The 17,479-nt window shown below is 59.2% G+C and carries 17 protein-coding genes; 8 read left to right on the forward strand and 9 right to left on the reverse strand.

Annotated features, from left to right (window positions below; all coding sequences use genetic code 11):
- Nucleotides 1–8: 8 nt before the first annotated feature.
- Together POI8812_RS11460 and POI8812_RS11465 are read right to left on the reverse strand one after the other, a co-directional pair.
- On the reverse strand, nucleotides 9–665 hold the full coding sequence (locus POI8812_RS11460) for a lysoplasmalogenase family protein (RefSeq protein WP_108782735.1): 657 nt from the start codon (nucleotides 663–665) through the stop codon (nucleotides 9–11).
- A complete protein-coding gene (locus POI8812_RS11465; protein ID WP_108782736.1) occupies nucleotides 658–1,305 on the reverse strand; it encodes a lysoplasmalogenase family protein in 648 nt (215 codons plus the stop codon). The genes POI8812_RS11460 and POI8812_RS11465 overlap by 8 nt, the downstream gene beginning before the upstream one ends.
- A 241-nt stretch (nucleotides 1,306–1,546) precedes the next feature.
- Between POI8812_RS11465 and infC the strand changes: the two genes are divergently transcribed.
- The 4 genes from infC (at nucleotide 1,547) to POI8812_RS11485 (ending at nucleotide 5,185) form a co-directional block, all read left to right on the forward strand.
- Entirely contained in the window at nucleotides 1,547–2,041 is a 495-nt protein-coding gene (infC, locus tag POI8812_RS11470; protein ID WP_245895378.1) for a translation initiation factor IF-3, read from the forward strand.
- A gap of 84 nt (nucleotides 2,042–2,125) precedes the next feature.
- Complete coding sequence (locus POI8812_RS11475; protein ID WP_108782738.1) at nucleotides 2,126–3,028, forward strand: DMT family transporter; 903 nt, start codon at nucleotides 2,126–2,128, stop codon at nucleotides 3,026–3,028.
- A complete protein-coding gene (locus POI8812_RS11480) occupies nucleotides 3,021–4,322 on the forward strand; it encodes an MATE family efflux transporter (protein WP_108782739.1) in 1,302 nt (433 codons plus the stop codon). Before POI8812_RS11475 ends, POI8812_RS11480 begins: the two co-directional genes overlap by 8 nt.
- Nucleotides 4,319–5,185: a lysophospholipid acyltransferase family protein gene (locus tag POI8812_RS11485; protein WP_162844903.1), complete on the forward strand. Its 867-nt coding sequence runs from the start codon at nucleotides 4,319–4,321 to the stop codon at nucleotides 5,183–5,185. Before POI8812_RS11480 ends, POI8812_RS11485 begins: the two co-directional genes overlap by 4 nt.
- Nucleotides 5,186–5,187: 2 nt before the next feature.
- Here POI8812_RS11485 and POI8812_RS11490 read toward each other — a convergent pair whose 3' ends face one another.
- Nucleotides 5,188–5,880 carry a DUF1223 domain-containing protein gene (locus POI8812_RS11490; protein WP_162844904.1) on the reverse strand — a complete coding sequence of 231 codons (693 nt, stop codon included), beginning with the start codon at nucleotides 5,878–5,880 and terminating at the stop codon, nucleotides 5,188–5,190.
- 141 nt (nucleotides 5,881–6,021) lie between these two features.
- Between POI8812_RS11490 and POI8812_RS11495 the strand changes: the two genes are divergently transcribed.
- Nucleotides 6,022–7,794, forward strand: coding sequence for a bifunctional helix-turn-helix transcriptional regulator/alpha/beta hydrolase (locus POI8812_RS11495; protein WP_162844905.1), 1,773 nt, complete (start codon nucleotides 6,022–6,024; stop codon nucleotides 7,792–7,794).
- Here POI8812_RS11495 and POI8812_RS11500 read toward each other — a convergent pair.
- Nucleotides 7,791–8,231 carry a methyltransferase family protein gene (locus POI8812_RS11500; protein WP_108782743.1) on the reverse strand — a complete coding sequence of 147 codons (441 nt, stop codon included), beginning with the start codon at nucleotides 8,229–8,231 and terminating at the stop codon, nucleotides 7,791–7,793. The genes POI8812_RS11495 and POI8812_RS11500 overlap by 4 nt on opposite strands.
- A gap of 107 nt (nucleotides 8,232–8,338) precedes the next feature.
- Nucleotides 8,339–11,113 carry an aconitate hydratase AcnA gene (gene acnA, locus POI8812_RS11505; protein WP_108782744.1) on the reverse strand — a complete coding sequence of 925 codons (2,775 nt, stop codon included), beginning with the start codon at nucleotides 11,111–11,113 and terminating at the stop codon, nucleotides 8,339–8,341.
- A 176-nt stretch (nucleotides 11,114–11,289) separates the two neighbouring features.
- Between acnA and ccmA the strand changes: the two genes are divergently transcribed.
- Together ccmA and ccmB are read left to right on the forward strand one after the other, a co-directional pair.
- A complete protein-coding gene (ccmA, locus tag POI8812_RS11510) occupies nucleotides 11,290–11,931 on the forward strand; it encodes a heme ABC exporter ATP-binding protein CcmA (protein WP_108782745.1) in 642 nt (213 codons plus the stop codon).
- Nucleotides 11,928–12,593 (forward strand): heme exporter protein CcmB, encoded by a 666-nt coding sequence (gene ccmB, locus POI8812_RS11515; RefSeq protein WP_108782746.1) that lies wholly within the window; start codon nucleotides 11,928–11,930, stop codon nucleotides 12,591–12,593. Before ccmA ends, ccmB begins: the two co-directional genes overlap by 4 nt.
- A 12-nt stretch (nucleotides 12,594–12,605) precedes the next feature.
- Here the strand turns inward: ccmB and glmM are convergent, their stop codons facing one another.
- Together glmM and folP are read right to left on the reverse strand one after the other, a co-directional pair.
- The gene (glmM, locus tag POI8812_RS11520) at nucleotides 12,606–13,934 is read right to left on the reverse strand and encodes a phosphoglucosamine mutase (protein WP_108782747.1); all 1,329 of its coding nucleotides are present in this window, start codon (nucleotides 13,932–13,934) and stop codon (nucleotides 12,606–12,608) included.
- Nucleotides 13,931–14,938 (reverse strand): dihydropteroate synthase, encoded by a 1,008-nt coding sequence (gene folP, locus POI8812_RS11525; RefSeq protein ID WP_108782748.1) that lies wholly within the window; start codon nucleotides 14,936–14,938, stop codon nucleotides 13,931–13,933. Before folP ends, glmM begins: the two co-directional genes overlap by 4 nt.
- Nucleotides 14,939–15,071: 133 nt before the next feature.
- Here folP and POI8812_RS11530 point away from each other — a divergent pair, with 133 nt between their 5' ends.
- Nucleotides 15,072–16,316 (forward strand): MFS transporter, encoded by a 1,245-nt coding sequence (locus tag POI8812_RS11530; RefSeq protein WP_108782749.1) that lies wholly within the window; start codon nucleotides 15,072–15,074, stop codon nucleotides 16,314–16,316.
- On the opposite strand, the gene POI8812_RS11535 is transcribed toward POI8812_RS11530, so the two are convergent.
- Both POI8812_RS11535 and POI8812_RS11540 read right to left on the reverse strand, forming a co-directional pair.
- The gene (locus POI8812_RS11535) at nucleotides 16,292–16,933 is read right to left on the reverse strand and encodes an HAD-IA family hydrolase (RefSeq protein WP_162844906.1); all 642 of its coding nucleotides are present in this window, start codon (nucleotides 16,931–16,933) and stop codon (nucleotides 16,292–16,294) included. The genes POI8812_RS11530 and POI8812_RS11535 overlap by 25 nt on opposite strands.
- Entirely contained in the window at nucleotides 16,924–17,475 is a 552-nt protein-coding gene (locus tag POI8812_RS11540) for a thioredoxin family protein (RefSeq protein ID WP_108782751.1), read from the reverse strand. Before POI8812_RS11540 ends, POI8812_RS11535 begins: the two co-directional genes overlap by 10 nt.
- Nucleotides 17,476–17,479: the final 4 nt, after the last annotated feature.

Genomic DNA, 17,479 nt, shown 5'->3' on the forward strand with positions numbered 1-17,479 from the left:
GCCCCGCGCTAGTTTAGCGAAAAGGGGGAAAAGGCAAGAACAACGCAAATCTGCGCTGCAAAATAGGTTCCGTAGACGATTGGCCCGGTCCACTTCAATTCAGGTGACTCCGGCCCAAGCATCGCCAACTCGGCCCCCAGAATATGACCAGAAACCAGGAAGAGAATTCCGGCATAGGCCAGCAACACGCTTGCATCCGTGAACATCTGGGTCAGCACGAATTGAATGAGAATGACCACCAAATGCAGAACGCCAGCGGTGCGGGCTGCGTGGATCGACGTGCCATATAGAAAATAGGCTGAAGCCGTCGTGATCAGCCCCAGCAGCAGGACGGGCCCGATGGTCGCATCGAGTTGCAGCTCGAAGCGGGAATAGGCGACCATGTAGAAAATCTGGGTCACCAGGAACGCGAACCCGGCACGGGTCAGCCAAACCGTGCCGCGACGGCTCATCGCAAAGTCACCGAAGATCGAACAGGCAAGGCCTAACAGAACTGGCTCCGGCACTCGCTGAGCGGCCGCCCAAATCAGCAAGGCCACTGTCGCGGTCGTCTTGGTCGCACTACGCTCGGCGCTCGGCAGGCGCCAGCTATGACGGAACGCATAATCAAGCGCGGCGAGCACCGCGATGATGAGAAATACCGCGTTGAAGCCGGACTCAACCATTTACCGGAAATGTTCCCAATACGACGAGGACAAGACCGAAGTAATAACTCAGCCAGATCACCGGGCCGAGCATTCGTAGGATCATATAGGATCGATTGAACATCATCATTTCGATCCCGAGCAAGCCATTGCAAATAACGATCAGGACGGCACCCACTTTGAGCATCGCCGCATCCATTGATGATCCCATGGCGAGGATGAAAATCAATAGGACGGAGACGGTGTAGGGCAGGACGATCTTTCGGTGTGCGCCCAGATAGGGCCAAATCAGGATGGTATACCCAGCGCAAATACCGACGAGGGCTGCGACCTGCACAAAAATCGCCTGAAAGCCCACCCAATGATAAACGTAGATATCTAGGGCGATAAGCAAGTTCACGAACAGAAAGATGCCCATCGAGCCAACATAGCCATGCTCACTGCGGCTTGCCTTCATTGCGTCAGCCACGGTGGCAAGCGCCAATGCCGTTACAAGAATGAAAGATGAGCCGATGGTGAAGGCAAAGATCGCCAGACAAGCCGTAGCACCGGTCTTGGTTGCAAGGCGGGCACGGGAAACAGGGGCCATCTGAAAATAGCCGACATAAGCCGCCGAACATGCGACCGACAGGATCGCAAACAGATACGAGATCGCAGTCATCGCCTTCCCAGACCAAATCGCGGGCTACGAGGCATATTTGACACCGGATCAGGCGGCAAGATCGCGCCGTAACGATTTTGCAGGTTGTCAGACTATTGACGGCGCGTCCAATTCAATCCACTTAAACAAGCCTAATGTTGGGCGCATGCTGTGCGCCCGCTTGTCTTGAACAATCAAAGGATCCGTTGCCATAGCCCGTCGTCCGCATAACGCCCCTCCGACCCGTGATACCGGCCCAAGAGTGAATGATCGCATCCGTGCCCCCGAAATCCGCCTTATTGGCGCGGATGGGGAGCAGGTTGGCGTCGTCACACCCCGTCAGGGGGTTGAAATGGCCCTCGATGCAGGTCTCGACCTCGTCGAAATCTCTCCGAACGCCACCCCGCCCGTGTGCAAGATCATGGATTTCGGGAAGTTCAAATACGAACAGCAAAAGCGCGAATCGGAAGCTCGTAAGAAGCAGAAGACCATCGAGGTGAAGGAGGTGAAATTCCGCCCCAACACCGACACGCATGACTATGACGTCAAGATGCGCAATGTGGTCAAGTTTCTCGAGAATGGTGACAAGGTTAAGGTGACGCTCCGCTTCCGCGGTCGTGAAATGGCGCACCAGGAGCTTGGCCGCGAACTACTGAACCGCGTGGCTGCCGATGTCGAAGGGCTGGGCAAGATTGATAACATGCCCAAAGTCGAAGGCCGACAAATGGTCATGATGATCTCCGCCGTGAAGAACTGACGCGCACACCGATATCCCGTTCAGGGGCGGTGCCGCAGGTCGCGGCACCGCCCCTTTCTTTTGATCAAGCGCAAGGATTCCCCGATGCCGACTGCCCCCCTGTCAGAGCCAGCGAACGGCCACAAGAATGGAACGACCGGGCATCGCAAGGGCATCCTGTTGATCCTCGCGTCGATCTTCTTTTTCACGATCATGGACGCAACAGCGAACAGTCTGACTGCGCGACATGATCCGATCATGGTCGTCTGGGCACGATATATCAGTCAGGTCCTTTGGACAGTCATGCTACTGGCCCCTCGCCTTCCCGCGATCCTGCCGACGCCCCACTGGAAGTTGCAAATGCTCCGCTCGATGCTGGTGTTTGGCGCAACGATCAGCTTTTACTTTGCCCTATCCGGTCTCGATCTGGCAGAGGCCACCGCGATCTTCGAGGTCAATCCATTGATCGTGACGCTGCTTGCGATCTTCGTTCTGGGGGAAAGCGTCGGACCGCGCCGCTGGTTTGCACTCGCCGCCGGCCTGATCGGCGCGCTTATAATCATTCGCCCCGGTCTTGATGTCTTTACACCCTATGCCTTGCTGCCAGTGCTCGCTGCGTTTTTCTATGCGTCCTACGCGATCGCCACACGGTTTCTCAGCGCCGATGAAAATCCGCTCACAAGCTTTGTCTATACCGGTTTGTTCGGAACATTGGTCGCGAGCGTCCTCGTCATCCCGGTATTCGAGGTACCGGGGGGCGGCGACATTGTGTTGATGCTTGGCATCGGCCTGGCCGGAGGGGCGGGTCAGTATCTGCTGATCCTCGCTTTGCGCGCAGCACCTGCGTCGGTTTTGGCACCGATGACCTATTTTGGGCTTGCACTTAATGCACTCTGGGGCCTGCTCTTCTTTGCGGAGTGGCCGGATTTCTGGACCTGGATCGGAGCGATCATCATCGTGGGTGCCGGTCTCTATGTCTGGCATCGAGAGCGGGTGACCCATGATTGACACTGGACGGCTGAGGCGCAGCTGGGCGGAGCTGATCCCGCTTGCCTGGCCCGTTATGCTGTCACGCTTTGGCATCCTCTTCATGGCAATCGTCGACGTGGCGATGTTGGGGCGCCAAGCTGGCACCGAGCAATTGGCGTTCTTCGCGCTCGGCATGACCGTTGCGCTCCCGGTGATGATCACCGGGATCGGTGCTACAACTGGCATCCTTGCGCGCGCGGCACAGGCGCATGGGCGGGCTGACACGGCTGCATTGCGGCAGGTTTTTCGGGATGGTCTGATGTGGGCGGCCACCATCGGTGCGCTCGCACTGGCGGTGATCCTGTCAATTGGACCATTGCTGCATTTTGTCGGTCATCGGCCCGAGATGATTGCCGGGACTCTCCCCGTGGCAAGGGCATTGGCACCGGGCGCCTTCATCCAAATCCTGTTCGTGGCCTGCGCCTTCTGGTTAGAGGCCACCGGGCGAACGCGACCTGCGCTCTATGGCATGATCGTCGCGAACATTGTCAACATTGCGCTGAACACGATCCTGATTGGCGAAATGGGTGCCGTCGGTGCGGCATGGGCCACCAATGCGGCGCGGCTAAGCGTCCTGCTGATCCTGCTGTCAGTGGTTCTGACCCGTCCTGAAATACGCGCAAAGGCGGGGGCAGCAATGTCGGAACTTGGCCCGATCGCCAAGATCGGGGCGGCCGGGGGTGTTGCATATTTCTTTGAAACCATGGCCTTTGCTGCTCTGGGCCAGTTTGCCGGGCTCTTGGGGACCAGCGAACTGGCCGCCTATTCGATTGCCCACAATCTGGAGGCCGCACTGTTCATGGTCGCACTTGGCCTTTCCGTTGCCGCAGCTGTGCGGGTCGGAGCCGCCGCCGGGCGCGGGAACCTGCCACAAGCACGCTTTGACGCCTTCGCTGCGCTGGCATTGGCCCTGATGGTGATCGCAGCGCTCGGCGCAATTCTGGTGCTGTTTGCCCAGCCCGTTGCATCCCTCTTCTCAGCCGAGGCCGCCTTGCTGGCCCGAGTTACCCCACTCTTCGCGGTCCTGGCGTTTTCCCTGCTATTTGATGCAGGACAGGTCGTTATGGGGCAATGCGCACGTGCACTGGGCGACACTTGGCTTTTGACGGGATGTTATTTTGTCGGGTTCTGGTGCGTCATGGTTCCGGCGGGCTATATCCTGTCCATGATGACACCTCTCGCAGAAATGGGACTGTTCGTTGCAACAGGATTAGGGTGTGCGGTGACATTCTTGATGCTCTTGGTACGCATAGTGAGGTTGACCCAAGTATGAGCAAGCTGACCGATCTGGGACATCGGCTCTCGAATGGAGTTCTGCGCGTTGGCAAGCAGATGTTGCGACCGCTGCGCTTTTCCACGCGGCTGCGCGTGGGCAGTTGGGTCGGGCGCAAATTGCTCGTCCGCCTGCCCGCGGCCCGCAAACGCTTCGACCGCAACATTGAACTGATCTTTCCCAAGATGTCGATGCAGGCGCGTCGGACGTTTCTTGAAAAGGTCGGAGACAATACAGGACGTGTGCTGATCGAAGAGATGTTCATGGATGAGGTCGTTCACCACCATGAGCGCTTTCGGTCGTCTGGTCCGGGTTGGGATGCCTACAGGGCAGCGTTGCAAGACGGCAAGGGCGCCTTGATGGTCTCAGCCCATTTCGGCAATTGGGAAGGGATGCGGATCATCAGCCGCTTCAATTTCGATGCGGAGGTTGCAGGCGTCTATCGCCCTCACAATAACCCCTACTACAACGACGATTTCGTCTCCGCGCTCAACACGATCAGCCCCCAAAATTTCCCTAAGGGCCGCCACGGAACGCGCGACTTGGTGCGCCATTTGCGGGGCGGAGGTGTTGCGGCAATTCTGATCGACCAAAAACAGAGCGGATCCCCCCTGATCCCCTTTCTCGGGCAACCGGCCGAGACGACCCTCACGGCTGCAAAGCTAGCGAAGAGCCAGGGTATCCCCGTCTATCCGGCACTGACCTATCGGAACGAGGATGGCGTCACCTTCGACTGTTGGCTGGGTGACGCGATCCTACACGACGAAGATGAAGTGATGATGCGCGCCATGAATGACGCGCTCTCAGCCAAGATCCTCGAGAGACCGGAACAATGGTTCTGGTTTCACCGTCGCTGGCGCTAGGCTCAGCGTTCCAGCTGGGCGGCAGCCAGGATCGGTCCGCTGGCCCCGTCCTGAACGATCACGGCTACGCCTTTGCCCATCGTGGGCATCGGTACCGAAAGCTCCATCGGCTCGCCATTCCAGACGCCCAGTTGCATCCATGCGGTCACGACGTTGTGGTATGTGATCGTATGTCCGCCATTTTCACCGCCGCGGATCGTCTCGGATCGCGGCACATCATAAGCAAACATGTGCACAACGCCCGTGGATGCAGCACCAACCGGCAGGATTTCGACCTGCACCTGGCCACCATCCCGCATCAGTTGAAGGCTGACTGACGTGGGCAAAGCCCGCTGCGCCGCGATTGCGGCGGCGACTTCGTTACGCCGATGTCCGATCACCGCCTCTCGGCCCTGAATGACCATCTGTGGTGTGAAGATCGAACGGGCCTGATGGGCCTCCTGATAGTCGCGCTGCCGCTGCGTCATGGCCGGGGAGGCATAGCGATCGCGCCAACCCAGATAGTCCCAATAGTCGACATGCATGCTAAGCGCGATGATCCCGGGCTGCTCCGCCAATTCACCCAGCAGGGCATCCGCAGGTGGGCATGATGAACACCCCTGAGAGGTGAAAAGCTCAACCACCACCGTGTTGGATTGCGCCGTCGCCGGCACAGCACCCAACATCAAAGACAAACCAACAAGAATCGCGCGCATACTCCGCATCGCTTTCTACTCCATTTGCGTGTTGCCTTGAGACTTATGAGCAAAAAACCGCCGGGTCCAATCAAGGAATCGTGGGGCGCGACCTTTCTTCTCTTGCGTTGCACCATCGCGAATTTGCAAAATGCGAGTGCAATGGATGCAAGCCATATAAATAGCGACAGAAATGCCGAGGCAAGGCTGCTCGACCTGATCGATGCGGCTTACGCCATGGGTGAAGATCCCGACTGGATCGAGCGTTTCTTCGACGAGGCGCACACTTACATTTTCAATGCCTCCGACGGATGGCGTCTTGCGTCGGACCTTCCCGCCTATGGGCCTCCGGATCCCGCAATCGCCCGGCATGAGGCCCGCATCTTGCGTCTAAGCGGCCGGGGCGGCAGCGCCGAGGATATGCACAGCTCACTCCACGTCCGTGCAACGAACGATGCGCTGGCCCGAATTATGATTGACGCGCGCGGGAACGTCCGATGGATGAACAAGGCGGCTTCTGAATGGCTCGGGATCACCGCGGCCACCCGCATCTCTGACCTTCCACTAGATCCGATATCGCTGGGTCACATACGTGAGGCGCTTGCCAAGATGCGGGAGGGGATTGCCCCACAGGGCAGCCTGCACCCGATGATGCGCGACCATGACGGTCACTCGACCCTGGGCGTCTTGCGCATGGTTCTGACCGATGATGAGCCGACATTGGCGTTGTCGCTAACGGACGTCGTCTGGACAGATGAACGGGTTGCACGCATCGCGCGGGCACTGTCGCTTACACCGCGCGAGGGTGATGTCTTGCGAGGCATGCTCGAAGGGTTGAGCCAGCGCGAAATTGCAGAGCGTTCGGGCAAATCGGTGGATACGATCAAAGCGCAGGCCAAGGCTCTTCTTGCGCGCACCGGCCTCTCACGCATGTCTGATCTGGTCTTACTTGCCACATCCGTCACATTGCTGGACGACGGCGCACAGACTGTGACAGACAAGCCTGACCTATCCGAACTCGAAAACAGCCCCGCCCGGCTCGGTCCCGGGGCTTTGATGGCGATGCCCGATGGGCGTGAACTGGAGTACCGCACATTTGGTGCGCCAAAAGGGCGACCAATTGTGTTCTTTCACGCCCTTCAGTTGGGCCCGTTCTTTCCACCGTCGTTCGAGCGTGCCCTGATCAAGGCAAACCTCAAGATTATTGCTCCATCGCGGCCCAGCTTCGGACGCACGAGTGCGGCTTTGAAGGACGAGAATTATAATCGCACCGTTGTGGACGACACATTGCGGCTGATCGAGCGGCTGGATTTGCGCAACCCGCTGTTCATGGTGCATCAGGGCGGAGTATCGCACGCCTACCGCGTCGCGGCACACATGCAGGGAAACCTGCGTGGCATGGTCATGATCGGTGCGGGCATCCCGATTGAGGAAGACTACATTCGTGAGATGAACAAGATGACGCGGCTGGCGGCAATTGCGGTGCTGCACACGCCATCGGTGTTTGACTTGATCAGCAAACTGGGGATCCGCCATTGGCGCAGTACGCCACAGGGCCCCCGGAAGTATCTGGAAAACTTCTACAAAGATCACCCTATCGATCTTGCAGAGCTCGATGATCCAGAGATTTTCCCACTGCTGAAGGCCGGGCTGTTTCATTTGACCGATCAGGGCACGAAAGCGCTGCGACTGGACGGTGTTGCCGCGATGGAGGATTGGTCCGCGGATTACCACGCCGTAACCACGCGCACCGAATGGCTGCATCCTGCCGAATGCCCTGTGATGGCGGTAAAATTTGTTGATGCGTTTCTCCGCAAGACGAGCAACACGCCGCTAACGGTGCTCGAAGGCACAGGATACCACGTCCTCTACGATCGTCAGGATGAGGTTCTGGATCTGATCAAACGGGCCGCCGATTGGCCAATGGGCGATTAGACCCAGCGTCGCGTGCGCGCGATATAGTCGTCAGCCTCCGCGCCGAATGTCTCGCGCAATGCATCCTCTTCCTTCAAAACGAAGCGGCTGTGGATGATGAGGATGAACGCGGGAATGGTGAAAAGCCCTGAAATCGCGCCCCAGCCTGCTGTAACTCCAATCAGGATCATCGTCAGACCAACATAGATCGGATTGCGGCTGAACCGGAACGGCCCCTCAACCAACAGAACTTTCGGAGTGTGGTGTGGTTCCACGGGTGTCTTGCGGCGAAAGAACCACCAAACAGCCCATGCAATGACGGCCAAACCTGCCCAGAAGACGACGTTCGCCAATAGGCCAACATCAAAGCGGAGCATCGGCGCGTAGGTGGCAAGAATCCAGCTCACGCCAAGTGCGGCGGCAAGCCATATCGGCGGAAGATCGGGGAAGCCTTTCATGGCTTCACGATGGGCAACTCCGGGCCCACCGTCAATTCACATCGACGCAAAACCGGCGAACCGGGCGGGAGCGCTCAGTGCGACCCGCCCGACGAAAGGCTCAACGATCAGGCCGCCTTGGCCAGATTGCGCAGGACGTAGTGCAGCACGCCGCCATTGCGCACGTAGTCGATCTCGACTTCCGTATCGATCCGGCATTTCAGCGTGATCTCCTTCACCGTGCCGTCGGCAAAGGTGATGGAGCATGGAACCTCCGACAACGGTTTGATGTCCCCTGCAAGTCCGTTGATCGAAACAGTCTCCTGTCCGGTTAGGCCAAGTGATTTGCGGGTATCCCCGTTGGTGAACTCAAACGGGATCACGCCCATGCCGACAAGGTTTGAGCGATGGATCCGTTCGAAGTTCTCTGCGATCACAGCTTTGACGCCGAGAAGGTTCGTTCCCTTGGCCGCCCAATCCCGTGATGACCCAGCTCCGTATTGCTCACCACCGAAAATGACGAGCGGGACGCCCTTGTCCTGCCAGGCCATCGCGGCTTCGAAAATGGAGGTCTGCTCTCCGTCCGGGCCAAGGGTATATCCCCCCTCCACATCATCAAGCATCTCATTTCGGATGCGGATGTTGGCAAAGGTCCCGCGCATCATGACCTCATGATTGCCGCGCCGTGATCCGTATGAATTGAACTCTCGCGGTTGCACCTGCCGGTCGGTCAAATAGCGCCCTGCGGGCGTCGTCTCCTTGAAGGACCCGGCGGGAGAGATGTGATCCGTCGTCACCATATCTCCCAAAACTGCAAGCACGCGCGCACCTTCGATATCCTCAATCACGCCGGCTTCATGAGACATGTTCTGAAAATAGGGCGGGTTTTGAACATAGGTCGACGCCGCAGGCCAATCATAGGTCTCACTGTCCGTTGTCTCGACCGCGCGCCACTTGTCATCGCCCTTGAACACATCGGCATATTTCGACTGGAACGCTTCGCGCGTCACTGTCTTTTCGACCAACTCTGCAATCTCGGACTGGGACGGCCAGATATCCTTTAGGAAGACATCATTGCCGTTCTTGTCTTTGCCAAGCGGTTCCTTCGTGATGTCCACATTCATGTCACCGACGAGCGCATAGGCCACAACAAGCGGCGGGGAGGCGAGGTAGTTCGCGCGCACGTCCGGCGAAATCCGGCCCTCGAAGTTTCGGTTGCCCGACAGCACTGAAACACCGATCAGATCATTGTCGTTGATGCATTTGGAAATCTCTGGCTCCAGTGGGCCTGAATTGCCGATGCAAGTTGTGCAGCCATAGCCAACGAGGTTGAAGCCGATCGCATCCAGATCGTCCTGAAGGCCCGCAGCCTCAAGATAGGCGCTCACGACCTGCGATCCCGGCGCGAGGGATGTCTTCACCCAAGGCTTTCGGTCAAGTCCAAGCTCACGGGCCTTTCGCGCCACAAGGCCCGCGCCGATCATCACGTAAGGGTTCGACGTGTTCGTGCACGACGTGATTGAGGCGATGACAATCGAGCCATCATGCATTTGATACGCACCCGTCTCGCCATCCACATAGCCCTTGGCGTGGTGTCCCATGTCACCGGGGATCTCTACCGGCTCGGGCTGGCCACCTTCGGCTTCCCAGCGCGCCTCAGCCCGCTCACTGCTCTTGCCCGCGCGCTGGCCTTCGACATAGGCGTGGAACGCCGTCGCCGCTTCTGTCAGCGCGATGTGGTCCTGCGGGCGCTTCGGGCCAGAGATTGCGGGCACAACCGTGCCCATGTCGAGTTCCAGTGTGTCGGTATAGACCGGCTCATAACCCGGCTTCCGCCACATTCCGTTGGCCTTAGCATAGGCCTCGACCAAAGCCAGCGTTTCCTCATCGCGGCCAGTCTGACGAAGGTAGCGGATCGTCTCTCCGTCAATCGGGAAGAAACCGCATGTCGCGCCGTACTCGGGTGCCATGTTGCCAATGGTCGCACGGTCGGCGAGCGGCACATTGTCCAGGCCATCGCCGTAGAATTCCACGAACTTGGATACCACACCCTTTTCGCGCAGCATCTCCACGACCTTCAAAACAAGATCGGTCGCAGTTGTCCCCTCAGGCATTGCACCTGTCAGCTTGAAGCCGACGACTTCGGGGATCAGCATGGAAATTGGTTGGCCGAGCATCGCCGCCTCGGCCTCGATACCGCCGACGCCCCAGCCGAGTACAGCTGCGCCATTTACCATCGTGGTATGGCTGTCGGTGCCGACCAGCGTGTCGGGATAGGCCACGACGTCACCATTCTGGTCCTTGTCCGACCACACGGTCTTAGCGAGATATTCCAGGTTCACCTGATGGCAGATGCCGGTGCCCGGCGGCACGACGCGGAAATTGTTGAATGCGCCCTGCCCCCACTTGAGGAACTGGTAACGCTCCATGTTCCGTTCATACTCACGGTCCACATTCATCTGGAAGGCGCGCGGGTTGCCGAACTCGTCAATCATGACCGAGTGGTCGATGACGAGGTCGACAGGGTTGAGCGGGTTGATCTTCTGCGCGTCACCTCCCAGCGCCACGATCCCGTCGCGCATGGCTGCAAGGTCGACGACCGCCGGAACACCGGTAAAGTCCTGCATCAACACCCGTGCGGGCCGATAGGCGATCTCGCGCGGGTTTTTGCCGCCTTTTGCAGCCCAATCCGCAAAGGCTTTGATGTCATCGGAGTTGACGGTCTTGCCATCCTCGAACCGCAACATGTTCTCCAACACGACCTTGAGCACAATGGGAAGGCGAGAGAAGTCGCCCAGCCCAGCCTCGGTCGCCGCGTCGATAGAGTAGTAGGCAAAGGATGATCCACCCGCCTCCAGCGTCCGGCGGGTCTGATTTGTGTCGGTGCCAACGGTAACGGTCATGCGAAGAACTCCCCTTCTTAGATGCGCCGGTAATCCAGTGACAGGTGGCTGCCACCAAGTACCTCAATAGCTTGCTAAGGATTTGGCCGCGCGTGGCCACATTTCAAGCGAGCATGCGATAGCATACAGCAAAATGAGCCTAGCGCCCCTGCCCCCGATGTCCTACGCCTTGGGCCATGAGCCTGACACTTGACGCCTTTCAGACACTTCGCGGTGGGCTACCTGTTTCCGCGCCCATCACGCTGAGCCTCGCACCCGGACAGGGCGCTGCGCTCCGCGGGGCAAATGGCGCAGGTAAATCGACTTTACTGCGCGGTCTGATCGGACTGGCACCCAGCCGAGGTTCGGCGCAGCTGAACGGCGTTTCCCATCAGGAGCCAGATCGCTGGCTCGAACAGATCGCGCACACGGCCCATGCGGATGCGATCAAGGGAGCGCTGACGGTCCATGAAAACCTCGCCTTCTGGTCGAGGCTTTACGGTGGTGATCCTGATCGCGCTCTACACGCCTTCGATCTTGAAAGCTTGGCAGACCGCCCAGCAGCCGCTTGCTCGGCCGGGCAGAAGCGCAGGCTGGGGCTGGCACGTCTTGCCCTTGCGCCGCGCGCTCTCTGGCTTCTGGACGAACCGACTGTGTCACTCGATGTGGCGCACACTGCGCTATTTGCAGAGGTACTCAAATCCCACCTGACAAATGGCGGGATGGCCCTGATCGCGACCCATATCGATCTGGGGCTTCCGCTTCCCCCTGTTGAAGTCGCGGCCCCGGCACCTGAGGCGCGCGAAGATGATCCATTCCTTAGCGGAGATTGGGCATGAGCCCCGCGCTTGCCCTGCTTGGCCGCGAAGTCCGACTGGCAACCCGCGCGGGCGGTGGTGCGGGCTTAGGCCTCGCCTTTTTCCTGATTGTCGTGCTCATGGCCCCTCTTGGCATCGGGCCGGATCAAGCGCTACTCGGCCGCGTCGCCCCCGGTATCGTCTGGACCGCGGCCTTGCTCGCCTGCCTTTTGTCGCTCGACCGCATGTTTCAGGCGGATCTAGAGGATGGGACCCTCGACATCCTGGCCCTGTCTCCATTGCCGCTGGAGCTGGTTGTGGCGCTCAAGACCCTCGCCCACTGGCTGACCACGGGCCTTCCTTTGGTGGTTGCCGCACCCGTTCTGGCATTGACACTGAACTTACCTGATCAGGCCCTGGGCCTGCTGACGCTGTCTCTTCTGGTCGGAACACCAGCATTGTCAGCACTGGGGGCCATCGGCGCCGGGCTCACCGTCGGGCTTAGACGCGGAGGTTTGTTACTTTCACTGCTGGTCCTGCCGCTCTACGTCCCCACACTGATCTTTGGCGCACAAGTTACGGGATATGCGGCGCGCGGCCTTGAAAGTGGCCCCCCCATGCTTCTGCTGGCGGGCACCACCTTGTTGACGTTGGCAATTTTTCCCTGGGTGACGGCTGCGGCGCTGCGCATCAATCTGCGATAGTCGCAGCGTGGGCTAGGTCACGCGGGCCACTTCGTCTGCGATGCTGTCGACCACCTTGTGCAACAGCGTCTTGTCCTCACACTCGCCCATGACCCGGATCAGAGGCTCGGTCCCGCTGGCACGGATCACCAAGCGCCCGCGATCCGCAAAAGCCGCCTCACCGTCGGCAATCGCCTCCTTGACCTTGGCCGCCGAAAGAGGCGCTGTTCCGGCCTTGAACCGCACATTCTTGAGCGTTTGCGGCACCGGCTCAAACACATGAAGCAGTTCGGACGCCTTCTTGCCGCTCTCGATCAGGGCTGCCAGAACCTGAAGCCCGGCAATCAGCCCGTCACCCGTCGTGACAAAATCCGTCAGAACGATATGGCCTGATTGCTCTCCGCCGACGCGGTAGCCGCCGCGGCGCATCTCTTCCACGACATAGCGATCACCAACTTTGGTCCGCTTCAGCCCTATGCCGCGCGTTTCCAGATGCCGCTCAAGACCCAGATTGGACATCACGGTCGCAACCATATGATCGCCTTTGTCCAGAACGCGTCCCGCGATCAGGGCCATGATCTGATCGCCGTCAGCTTGCCGTCCGGTTTCATCCAAGACGATGATGCGATCCGCATCGCCGTCGAGGGTCAGCCCAATATCGGCGCGATACTCAACCACCGCGCGTGCCGCCGCATCGGTCGACGTCGAACCGCAGTCTTTGTTGATGTTGTAGCCATTCGGCGAAACCCCTATCGGGATCACATCCGCGCCAAGTTCCCAAAGGACCTGCGGCGCCACCTTGTAGGCGGCACCATTCGCGCAATCCAGAACGACCCTCAGGCCTTTCAGCCGCAGTCGGCGTGGGATCGTCGTCTTGACGAATTCGGCATAGCGCCCGATGCCATCCTCCACCCGGCGGGAGCGGCCAATCGCCTCTGGATCAACCAATTCGGGCGGATTGGCGATCAGATCCTCAATCCCGGCCTGAGCGTCATCGGAAAGCTTGAAGCCGTCCGGCCCAAAGAATTTGATACCGTTGTCGTGGTGGGGATTGTGACTGGCAGAAATCATCACACCCAGATCTGCCCGCATAGAACGTGTGAGCATCCCCACCGCCGGTGTCGGTAGAGGTCCCAGCATCAGTGTGGACATGCCCACAGCCGCGAAACCTGCCGTCATCGCTGTTTCCAACATATAGCCCGAGCGTCGCGTGTCTTTTCCGATCACGACCTGTCGCGCACCTTCCTTCGTGCGGAACCATGTCCCGGCAGCCATGCCCAGTCGCATCGCTGTTTCTGCGGTCATATTGCCACTGTTGGCACGCCCGCGGACGCCATCGGTTCCGAACATAGAGCTGCTCATCGGCTGCCTCCTGCATGAATGGCTTGCCAGATGCGCAGCACCTGCAAAGCCCCGTCCGTATCATGGACGCGAATGATCTGTGCGCCTGCATCGAGCGCCATTTGCAAAACCGCATGGCTGCCGGGATCGCGTGATTGCGCTTCATCAACCCCGGTCAGCGTTCCGATAAAACGTTTGCGCGACGCACCGAAGAGAATGGGGCAACCAAGCCCATGGAACAGGGCCAGCCCGCGGATCAAGGCGAGGTTGTGCTCCAGCGTCTTTCCAAAGCCGATGCCAGGATCAACAATCAACCTCTCCCGGCGAATGCCCGCAGCCTCCGCCGCGGCGATCCGCTGGGCCAGGGCGTCGTAGATATCGAGCAGGACATCTGAATAATGCGGATCATCCTGCATGGTGGCGGGCGTCTTGATGGAATGCATCAGGCAGACAGCAACATCACTTTCGGCCGCAACGCGGGCGCTGGCAGGATCAAATGTGAGTGCTGTTACATCGTTGAAGATCGCAGCACCGGCCGCGATGGCTTGCCGCGCGACCTCGGCCTTGCGCGTGTCGATGGACAGGACGCCCGAGCCAGCAATGCCATTCAGAACCGGCAGCACACGGGCAAGTTCCTCTTCCACGTCAACATAGTCCGCACCGGGTCGCGTACTCTCCCCCCCGATGTCGAGGATGCTGACACCTGTTTCGGCCATATGAAGCGCCTGTGTGATCCCCGCCGCACCCTGATGGATCCCACCGTCAGAAAAGCTGTCCGGGGTAACGTTCACAATGCCCATGATATGCGGCCGGTCCATTGAAAGACCGGCAATGGCTGGGCGCGCGGTCGTATAGGCGGCAAGCGCATCTGGCGACAGGTCGAGCACAGAAACGATTTCGGCATCCCCATCCCGTCGCAGAACCTCAACCTCGCGAAACCATAAGGTGCTGCCTGCAAGGCACAAAGCATCAGCCGGTTGGGGGCCGGAGTGCAGAATAGGTTTCAAATATGAAGGCTGGGGCATGGCATCATCTATCAGAACTTCGCTGTGCTATAGGCCTCACGCACAGGCGGGGCAACTGAACCTTTGTTGCGGGCTGTTACGGGCTTGCCTCACAGGGACCCAGCGCGCACGATCAAGCGTCGATGGAGGCGCAATGGATCACCTTGAACGCGATTTTAAAGGCGCCGAGCGTACTATACGCCTTTATCCATGGTTCAAGTTCGGCCAAAGCCTGCTGTTCTGGCAGGCAACGTGGTTTCTCTACTTTCAACAGGAGTTGTCGGGGGCAGAGGCTATCCTGCTCTACGCTGTCTATGACGTGGCAACGACCGTTCTCGAAGTGCCTTCTGGATATATGAGCGATCGGATCGGGCGCAGGCTTACATTGATCCTGTCGGTTGTAAGTGGCTTTGGCGCGATGCTCCTAATTGCCACAGGCGACAGCTTTCTGGCCTTCGCAATGGGACAGATCCTGCTGGGCGCGTCCATGGCGCTGATGTCTGGCACTGATACCTCGCTGCTATATGAGAGCCTGCGCAGCCTTGGGCGCGAGGCGGACACCGAGGTCCAAGAGCTTCGTGCATGGCGTTTTGGTTTTGCGGCCCTGGCCCTCTCAGCCGTCACGGGTGGTGCGCTGGCGCAGTTCGGTGGCAGCATCCCATTCATCGCAACCGCGTTAGCCTTTGCGGCGATTCTGCCGGTTTGCTGGACGTTTCAGGAGCCGGGCAGAGCTTCAATCCGCGCAACACCGTCCCAATCCCGCACGGCGTTGTTGGCGGCCATTCGGGATCCGATCCTTGCTTGGCTCTTCGTCTTGAGCATCCTGATGTACGGCTTCAGCCACCTTCCATTCGTCTTTGGGCAGCCATTCATTCTGGAAGTGCTTCATCCACTGGGATTGGAGCAGGATGCACCGCTTGTGAGTGGTGGAATAACGACAGCAATGATGGTCGTCTCGCTCGCCGCATCACTGATCGCACCCGCACTGCGCCGGAAATTGGGGCTGGCCGCCATTCTGTTATGCGCCTTCGGACTTCAAGTAGCGATTTCCTATGCGATGACGCTTGGGGGCAGCTTGGGCCTTATCTTTATTCTTCTGCTGCGCATGGTGCCTGATTCATTTTCAAGACCGTTCATTCTGGCGCGCACGCAGCCACTCTTAAACTCCAATATCCGCGCAACGTACTTGTCGATCCTGAGCCTCGCCTCTCGGATCGTTTTCGCAATCAGTTTGGCCATTGCAGCAGGCAGCGCGACTGGCGCGGCGGCACTACCTCTCGCAGAGATTCAAGGCATTCTGACCATCTACAGCGCGATTGGCCTCGCCAGCCTGGCGGCGCTGGCGCTCTGGGCGCGCAAGTTGCGGATGGAGCCTCAGGGGATCAGCGAGGGCAGTTGAGACCAATCGGCGAACCGCGTCTCTGCGGTGACGTCGCCATTGCGATATCCGCCTTCGAAAAATAAGAACGGCACACCCGCATTTTCAGCAGTTTTTTCGTCTACCGTACTGTCCCCAACATAGACGATCGGGCCAGTTCCGATCTGATCCGCCGCGTGGAACAGCATCGCAGGATCAGGCTTCAGAACGTCAAGCGTGCCGCCACCTGTCAGGCCGGTAATCGGCGGCATCAACCCCAACGCTTCCAGCAGCTGACGCGCCTGCGCCTCGGGCTTTTGGGTGCAGACGGCAAGACCATACCCCCGCGCGGCGAGCTGGTTGATCGCATCCGTAACACCCTCGAAGCGAACTGAACCATGCACTGGATCAGCGGAATAAATCTCCATCATCCGGGCGAGATAGGGTTTCAGCCCATCCTCAGGAACGCCACCCGTGGCGATCAGGCATTGTTTGATCTGTTGGCGCATCCCCCAACCGCAAAACGCCGCATAGTCTGTCGCCGTGACCGGGTCGCGCCCGATCTCGGCCAGCATCTGGTTGGCTGAGGCTGCGAGGCCCGGGACGCTGTCGACCAGCGTTCCGTCAAGATCGAAAACGACCCGATGTCTTACCGCCACTTGATCGAGCATCCGATCGATGGGTGCTGAACCTCGGGGCCGACATTGTGAGACCCGATGTGGATCATCGCGTTCAGCAACTCTGGTTCGGTATCGGCCGTGGCTGCCGCACGCCCGGCAGAATCGAGGCGTCCGCGGTATTGCAATTCAAGCATCGAGTTGAAGCCGAATATATCGGGTGTGCAAACCGCCCCCAGTGCGCGTGCGACCTCTTGTGTCTCATCATAGAGGTACGGAAACGGAAAACGGTATCTCTCGGCAAAATGTGCCATGTTTTCGAAACTGTCCGCGGGATAGGCATCTGCATCGTTCGACGAAATTGCCGCCACGCCAAAGCCGCGCTGGATCAGCTCTGCTCCGGTTTCGACCAGACGGTCCGCAACTCCGATCACATAGGGACAATGGTTGCAGATGACCATCAGGACGAGACCGCGCACGCCGCGCAGATCGCCGGGCGACCAGATCTGACCATCTGTCGCCTTCAGTCCGAACTCAGGGCAATCCATGCCCATCTGTCCTGCGGGTGTCTCTGTCGCTGCCATCGGG

The sequence above is a fragment of the Pontivivens insulae genome (assembly GCF_900302495.1).
GTDB classification, from domain to species: Bacteria; Pseudomonadota; Alphaproteobacteria; order Rhodobacterales; family Rhodobacteraceae; genus Pontivivens; species Pontivivens insulae.

Bases quoted from the DNA above. Each gene is read 5' to 3' on its own strand.
- POI8812_RS11500 (WP_108782743.1), bottom strand. From the start codon at position 8,231: ATGAAAGGCTTCCCCGATCTTCCGCCGATATGGCTTGCCGCCGCACTT.
- POI8812_RS11465 (WP_108782736.1), bottom strand. From the start codon at position 1,305: ATGACTGCGATCTCGTATCTGTTTGCGATCCTGTCGGTCGCATGTTCG.
- acnA (WP_108782744.1), bottom strand. From the start codon at position 11,113: ATGACCGTTACCGTTGGCACCGACACAAATCAGACCCGCCGGACGCTG.
- POI8812_RS11480 (WP_108782739.1), top strand. From the start codon at position 3,021: ATGATTGACACTGGACGGCTGAGGCGCAGCTGGGCGGAGCTGATCCCG.
- folP (WP_108782748.1), bottom strand. From the start codon at position 14,938: ATGCCCCAGCCTTCATATTTGAAACCTATTCTGCACTCCGGCCCCCAA.
- POI8812_RS11490 (WP_162844904.1), bottom strand. From the start codon at position 5,880: ATGCGCGCGATTCTTGTTGGTTTGTCTTTGATGTTGGGTGCTGTGCCG.
- ccmA (WP_108782745.1), top strand. From the start codon at position 11,290: ATGAGCCTGACACTTGACGCCTTTCAGACACTTCGCGGTGGGCTACCT.
- POI8812_RS11460 (WP_108782735.1), bottom strand. From the start codon at position 665: ATGGTTGAGTCCGGCTTCAACGCGGTATTTCTCATCATCGCGGTGCTC.
- POI8812_RS11540 (WP_108782751.1), bottom strand. From the start codon at position 17,475: ATGGCAGCGACAGAGACACCCGCAGGACAGATGGGCATGGATTGCCCT.
- POI8812_RS11475 (WP_108782738.1), top strand. From the start codon at position 2,126: ATGCCGACTGCCCCCCTGTCAGAGCCAGCGAACGGCCACAAGAATGGA.
- POI8812_RS11530 (WP_108782749.1), top strand. From the start codon at position 15,072: ATGGATCACCTTGAACGCGATTTTAAAGGCGCCGAGCGTACTATACGC.
- POI8812_RS11485 (WP_162844903.1), top strand. From the start codon at position 4,319: ATGAGCAAGCTGACCGATCTGGGACATCGGCTCTCGAATGGAGTTCTG.
- ccmB (WP_108782746.1), top strand. From the start codon at position 11,928: ATGAGCCCCGCGCTTGCCCTGCTTGGCCGCGAAGTCCGACTGGCAACC.
- glmM (WP_108782747.1), bottom strand. From the start codon at position 13,934: ATGAGCAGCTCTATGTTCGGAACCGATGGCGTCCGCGGGCGTGCCAAC.
- POI8812_RS11495 (WP_162844905.1), top strand. From the start codon at position 6,022: ATGGATGCAAGCCATATAAATAGCGACAGAAATGCCGAGGCAAGGCTG.